At 65.7% G+C, this 6,228-nt stretch carries 6 protein-coding genes and 1 pseudogene (1 of these 7 only partly in view); 2 read left to right on the top strand and 5 right to left on the bottom strand.

All coding sequences use genetic code 11. The features are described from left to right. Together ACKTSN_RS36085 and ACKTSN_RS36080 are read left to right on the top strand one after the other, a co-directional pair. Nucleotides 1–796, top strand: the 3' portion of a protein-coding gene (locus tag ACKTSN_RS36085; protein ID WP_409472950.1) for a recombinase family protein. It extends 671 nt beyond the left edge of the window; the window shows 796 of its 1,467 coding nt (coding positions 672–1,467); its start codon lies beyond the left edge, outside the window; its stop codon occupies nucleotides 794–796. A 163-nt stretch (nucleotides 797–959) separates the two neighbouring features. Beyond that, on the top strand, nucleotides 960–1,127 hold the full coding sequence (locus ACKTSN_RS36080) for a hypothetical protein (RefSeq protein ID WP_409472949.1): 168 nt from the start codon (nucleotides 960–962) through the stop codon (nucleotides 1,125–1,127). Nucleotides 1,128–1,296: 169 nt separating this feature from the next. Here ACKTSN_RS36080 and ACKTSN_RS36075 read toward each other — a convergent pair whose 3' ends face one another. The 5 genes and pseudogenes from ACKTSN_RS36075 to ACKTSN_RS36055 all read right to left on the bottom strand — a co-directional run. Continuing rightward, a complete protein-coding gene (locus tag ACKTSN_RS36075; RefSeq protein ID WP_409472948.1) occupies nucleotides 1,297–1,764 on the bottom strand; it encodes an NUDIX hydrolase in 468 nt (155 codons plus the stop codon). 598 nt (nucleotides 1,765–2,362) lie between these two features. Continuing rightward, nucleotides 2,363–2,965 (bottom strand): hypothetical protein, encoded by a 603-nt coding sequence (locus ACKTSN_RS36070; RefSeq protein ID WP_409472947.1) that lies wholly within the window; start codon nucleotides 2,963–2,965, stop codon nucleotides 2,363–2,365. Between the two features lie 178 nt (nucleotides 2,966–3,143). Continuing rightward, a complete protein-coding gene (locus ACKTSN_RS36065; RefSeq protein WP_409470354.1) occupies nucleotides 3,144–3,386 on the bottom strand; it encodes a hypothetical protein in 243 nt (80 codons plus the stop codon). Nucleotides 3,387–3,424: 38 nt separating this feature from the next. After that, the gene (ltrA, locus tag ACKTSN_RS36060) at nucleotides 3,425–5,137 is read right to left on the bottom strand and encodes a group II intron reverse transcriptase/maturase (RefSeq protein ID WP_409467920.1); all 1,713 of its coding nucleotides are present in this window, start codon (nucleotides 5,135–5,137) and stop codon (nucleotides 3,425–3,427) included. Nucleotides 5,138–5,862: 725 nt separating this feature from the next. Next, nucleotides 5,863–6,207, bottom strand: a pseudogene (locus ACKTSN_RS36055) (transposase); the annotation flags it as partial. Nucleotides 6,208–6,228: the final 21 nt, after the last annotated feature.

Raw genomic sequence — 6,228 nt, 5'->3', positions numbered from 1 at the left:
GAACCTCCGGTCTGTCCTCTTGAAACCGAGGAACGCGGGCATCCAGACCTACTCCCAGTGGGTCGAGAAGCCGGACGGGAGGCGCGTGCGGGTGACCGAGGAGACCGGCCCAGGCAACTGGGAGCCGATCGTCTCCGAGGGAATGTTCCGAGCTCTGGCGCGCTACCTGAGCGACCCTGAGCGCAAGACCGGCGGCGGAGGGAAGCGCAAGGCTCTGTTGTCCGGCGTGGTCCGCTGCTCAAAGTGTCAGGCCGTCGTGACACAGGGATGGAGCAAGAAGAACGCGGCAGGCGAGCGGTACCGGATCTACACCTGTTCAGGCGGCCGGTGCATCACATGCCCGGCAGACCCCCTTGACTCCTTCGTGGTCCGAAATGTCATCACCAGGGCCGAGGAGTGGAACCAGGCTCCGGCCACGGATGCCGCAGACGAGGAGCGCGAGGCCGAGCTGCTGGCCGAGGAGGTAGCCACATCCGAGAGGCGTACCGCCCTAGCGGAGATGTTCGCCGTAGGGGACATCGACGCATCGACCATGCGCGCAGGCATCGGCAGGTGTGATGCCGACCTGGCGAAGGTCCGGACCGAGCTGGCAGACCTGGCAGCAAAGCGGGTGCGGGTGGATCTGGGGGACGTCGAGTACCTGTGGGAGGAGCTGGACTACGAGGACCCCGACCGGATCGACTACGTGCGGACGGTCGTCATGCAGGTCTGCGAACTCGTCGAGCTGATGCCGAGAGGTCGAGGAGTCCGAGAGTTCAAGCCGGACCACTGCCAGATCACCTTCCGGAACCCGTGAGCGGTGCGTGACGGTCGGCTGAGTGGACGGTAGCCAACGACAGGGGCGCCCTACGGGGCGCCCTTCGGCGTCTTCATGCAACAACGCGCATACCCGCCTCCGTTCATGGACGGCCAGGGATGGCCTGTTTCTATGGGGGTGTTTGCGCCCCGATAGAAACACCTTGTCCCTACCGTCGGCCCGTCCGGAGCCCGTCCCGGGCTGCCGGGACCGCCTCGGCCTCGCGGTGCAGCGGGTCAACGCCGGATCGGTCGGGGACTACTCCAAGGTGTCCGACATGAACGTGACCCTGCCGGCTCACCTGCGTGACGCGCACGGGGACGAACAGTGATGTGCGTGTCTGTAAGCACCTGTTTTGGCTCCAGTGCACGGAGCTGTTTTGGCTCCAGCGACAGGCTGGAGGGAGCGTGCATTGGTGCGATTCACGCCCCTGTAGCAAGGTGATTTGGCCCCACTTCGATCGGGTGGTTCCGCTGGCCGGGGTGGGGGGCGTTGACGCCTCAGTGCTGGATCAGGCCGCCGACCGGGACAGGAGCGACGTGGCCCGTTGCCGGAAGGTCCTGTGCCAGGGTGAGACCGATGTCAACCAGCGATGACCGGCGCAGGCCAGCGACGTCGGAGATCGCAGTCCAGACCGACTCGGCGATTTCGCCGTTCGGCTCAGGCCGGAGCTGGCCGCCGGTGATACGGACCCGGTAGAAGATGCCGACATTCTGGTGCTCGACTCCCGCACGAGCGACGGCCGCAGGGATCACCCGTGAGTCCACTCCCAGCAGGCGATCCACCACCGCGTCGCAGCCGGTCTCCTCGGCGACCTCCCGGATCACCGCATCGAACGGATCCTCCCCCTGCTCGACCCTCCCGCCCGGAAGAGTCCAGTTACTCCCGCCCTCCGGTGGTACGTGACGGGCGAGCAGCACCCGCCCGTCCTCGATGCACACGGCGTACGCCGCCAGCCGGAAACTCATCCCCGCACCTCCCGCTGGACCCTATCCAACGTCCAAGATCTGCGCATCGCTACGCGGGGTGGAGCCAGATCAACTTCTTACGCCCTGGAGCCACTTCTGTTCCGTGCGGTGGAGCCCAAAGAGGTGCTTACAAACAGATGTGCGCCATGCTGCGGTAGTCCAGCACCGAATCACGCAGCACCCGGATACGGAAGTGACCTTCGAGGCGGAGTGTCTGGCCTATGGCTGCGGGTGGACGGCGACGCCGTCACCGGACGGCGCAGGTGTCGACGTGGAGTGCATGAGCCACACCGGTCGGACGGGGCACGGCAGCTTCCGGCGTATCTGTACGTCGTTCGCTTTGGTCGTGCGGGACGAGTGACCAGGACACCTGGCGTGCCGAGTGACGGCGAGCGTGACAGGTCTTGGTGCGTCGGAAGGGGAGCGGTCGAGCGACACGCGCCCCCGTGTTGACCCCTGTCGACTTCCCCCTGACCGATAGGGATCGACATCGCCCGAACCCATGTACGCACCCATGGGAGCGCTCAGCGGTTCGTGATGTGACTGCCGGGCTGGCCAGAGCGGAAAGCACAGCGGCCCCGGTCTACAAGAAGTCATCTCACTTGAGGGTTTCATGCTGTGGGACGCGATGAGGATCATGCCGGGCCTGCTCGGCCCACCGGACCGCATATGGCATCGCCAGTCCCGCAAGCACGAAGACACCACCCAGCGCCAGCCAGCCGGGGACGCCCCAGGTGAGGCAGAACAGGGCCAGGACCGACGGCGCCAGGGAGCTCACCAGGCCCGTGCCGGTGGCGTGCAGGCCGGAGTACTGGCCCTGAGCCTGGGCGGGCGCGAGTCCGAAGCTCAGCTCGAGCGAGGCCGCCGTGTGCCAGAGCTCACCGATCGTGTGCACGACGACACCGGCGCCGATCAGCACAGCGGCGAGCCACCCGGGCATACCCGCAGCGGCCGCGATCGCCGCCATGCCGAGCAGGAACGCCACGCCGGAACGGACCGCGACCCGCCCCGCCGAGGCGTTGTCGACGACACCCCGGCTCGCCCGCACCTGGAACGCCACCACCATCAGCGTGTTGACCACCGCGCATGCCCCGATGAGCCACTGGGGTGCTTTGCTATGGCCGACAATCCACAGCGGCAGCGCGAACACCAGAACGTGTCCCTGAAATGAGAGGACCGCGTCGAGCACGGTCACCACCATGTACGGACGGTCCTTCAGCACGGCCCACCGGCCAGCAGGGGGCGCCTCCGATGCAGATGTGGGCTCCAGTTCGCGCACAGGCGGCAGGTGCGGCAGTCGGGTCACGACGGCCGCGCAGAGAAGGAAGCTCAGGGCGTTGGCCAGTACTAGTGCTGCTCCGCAGAAGTTCGTGGAGGGGTCAGGCCGCTTCCTTGAGTGGGGTGCCGTCGTAGGTCCAGCGGAAGGGACGAGCGTGGTCGTTCCGCTGGATCGTCCAGGTGTCCATCTTCTCGATCAGGTCGTTTCGGCTGGTGAAGTCGCCGTGTCGTAGGACGGCGCGGGTCAGCGCGGAGAAGACGAGTTCGTCGGGTAGGACCGCTGCATTGCTGCAGCGGTCCCCCCTCAGAACCGGCCGTGCCCGCTTTCCAGGCAACCGGCTCAAGCAAGCCCCTTGGGCTCGCGGGCGAACAGAAGTGCTGGTCACCGGCCGGGGCCAGTGGCCAGCCGACGCCGGCAGTGGGTGTGTATCAGGCGTGAGGCGGCGGGTTTGTCCGGCTTGCCGTTGCCCGCTTCGGCGGTGACCGCGTGTTTGCGGATCGCGATGCGGGTGACCTTGAGCCACTGCTCCCACTGGTCGGGAGTTTGCGGCTCGTGGTCGGCGTGCAGCAGCAGCCCTCCGCAGAGCGGACATCGGCCGTCTTGCATCTGCAACAGATGCAAGGTGCCCTTGCCCAGCGGGAGTTTGCCGCGGCGGCACCGCTTGGCCCAGAAGTCGGCCAGGGCGGGATCGTCGGTTGACGCCCTCCCTGGCACCATCCGGTGCCGGACGATCGGCGTCCAGGCGAACTTGTAGAGGTAGAAACCGCTGGTGCGGTCCCCGAATACCCATGTGTCCTGCCTGAACGGGTTGAACATGGCGAAGTACCGGGCAGTCACCCAGCGCATCGGCTTGTTCGGGTGGGAGAACTTGGCCCACTTGTAGACCAGTCTCCACACGTAGGCGTCCAGCGAGTTGAACGCCCGCTTGGACACCCCGATCCGGTAGTAGGCAGCCCAGCCCTTGATGATCGGGTTGAGCTTGGCGATCACCGCGTCGGCGTTGGCCCCTCGCAGGGCCAGCACCTCGGCGGCAAGCCGTTCCCGGATCCGCCGCAAGGCCGCGTTGCTCGGTTTGGTCAGCAGCTTGCTGCGGTAGCGTCGGATGTTGAACCCCAGGAAGTCGCAGCCCTCATCGAGGTGGACAATGCGCGTCTTGTCCTCGTTGAAGGCCAGGCCCCGGGGCGCGAGCCACACAGTCAGCCGCGCCTTGACCTGCTCGGCCTGTTCCCGAGAATGACACAGGGCGAGAAGGTCGTCGGCGTAGACGACCAGAACCGGAGAATCGCGCGCCAGAATCGTGGCATCACTGCCGAGATTCTGGTAGCGGACTCCAGCAGCCTTTCCCATGCCGTGCAAGGCGATGTTCAACAACGCGGGACTGATCACCCCGCCCTGGGGAGTTCCCTCCACCGTGGGGGTGAACCAACCTTTCTCGACCACACCCGCCTTCAGCCATCCGGCGATCATTCCCCTCCCGGGAAAGGAGCCCAATGACGCGAGCAGGTGATCGTGGTCGATTCGGTCGAATGCCGCTTTCAAGTCCGCGTCGAGCACCCACAAGCGTTTGGCGTTCTTGCCGCTCGCCGTCGTGTGGATGGCAACGATCGCGTCATGACAGCCACGGCCTGGACGGAAACCGTAGACCTTCGGTTCCAGCCGTGCCTCCCACTCGGGCTCCAGTGCATTCAGCGTCAGAGCTTGAAGGCATCTGTCGGCGATCACAGGAATTCCAAGTGGGCGCTGCTTCCCATTCGCCTTGGCTATATACACCCGCTTGACGGGCTTGGGCTTCCACGGGGCCGCGCCATGCTGGACCCAGTCGGCCAACTCGGCCTTTCCCTGGGGCAGCAGGACGACTTTCCCGTCGATGCCCGCCGTCTTGCGGCCAGCGTTGACTTCCGTGACCCGCCGCACACTCGCGAGTGTGTTGGCGCGGGAGCGGAGCATCAACTTCTGCAGATTCCTGACCTTGGCCAGGTCTCCTGCCTGCGATGCCGTGAAGATGCGTTGCCGCAGACGCCGTACGTCGTCCTCGACGGTCCGCCAGTCGATCGACGGCCAGTCGGTGATCTCGTCCTCCGGTCCGTTCGCCATGCCGGCTGCGGTCGCAGCGGCTTGCGCCGCCCCAGCCACGTGTGTCGTCACGGCGTCCAACTTGCCCTTCGGTTCAGGTGTCTTTGGTCATCGTTTCTTCACGGGCTCACCAGACCCACGTCAGCGCCCTTTCAGGCCGGGACATCGGCCCCTATCCGGCCAGTTATGCGGGGACCACCGACGGAGGTGTCAGCGCATGGTTCCCGGTTTCCTGTTGCCTTTCGGCGACCGGCATTCGCTTGCTGGGTCTTCCTGCGCCCGCTGGAGAGTTGGGCCTTCCTTGCGGTTGGCTTACCAGGTCAGAATTGCATTGCCTGGACTCCATCGGGGTTGTCACGTTCCGCATGAGAGAGATGCTGCCGGTGAGGGGGCCCTCTGCACCCCGGGGACGGCGGTGCACTCCCGACTGGCCAGATTTCCCCAGTCGGCGCCTGCCGATTTCCAGCGGCCAGTCCCTATCTCTCGCTGAAACGACCCATCGGCGAGAGTGCTCATGACGAGGCATCATCAAGGGTTTCATTCGCATTCACCCGTCCGGCATTTCCCAGCCTGTAACCCCCGGATGGAACGAGGATCCTTGGGCATTTCCCCAGGCTTCGCACCCCGCGATTACTCACGACGCACGCTGAGGCGGGAACGAGCCCTGTGCACTGGCTCGGGAGCTACACCTTCGACATCAGTCGATCCTCCTTCGGTGAGTCCGCTCTTCTCAAGCGGCTTTCGTGTCGCACGACCTGGTTGATCCACGAGGAGCCGGTCGGGGTGAAGTGCATGTGAAAGCGTGGGTGCTTGGACAGCCACGTCCTGATCGCGGGCGTTTTGTGGGTGCCGTAGTTGTCGCAGATCAGATGGACCTGGAGATGTGCGGGCACCTCCTTGTCGATCCTGATCAGGAACTTCTTGAACTCCGCCGCCCGGTGCCGGCGGTGCAGGGAGCTGATGACCTCGCCGGTGGCGACGTCGAACGCGGCGAACAGGGTGGTCAGGCCGTTGCGGACGTAGTCGTGGGTGCGCCGCTCGGGCATGCCCGGCATTATCGGCAGCACCGGCTGAGACCGGTCCAGGGCCTGGGTGAGTCGGCGGCGGGAGTT

This window comes from Streptomyces flavusporus (assembly GCF_046267975.1).
In the GTDB taxonomy this organism is placed as follows: domain Bacteria; phylum Actinomycetota; class Actinomycetes; order Streptomycetales; family Streptomycetaceae; genus Streptomyces; species Streptomyces flavusporus.
Note: the sequence above shows the minus strand (reverse complement) of the source record. Positions and strands in the feature narration are given on the sequence as shown.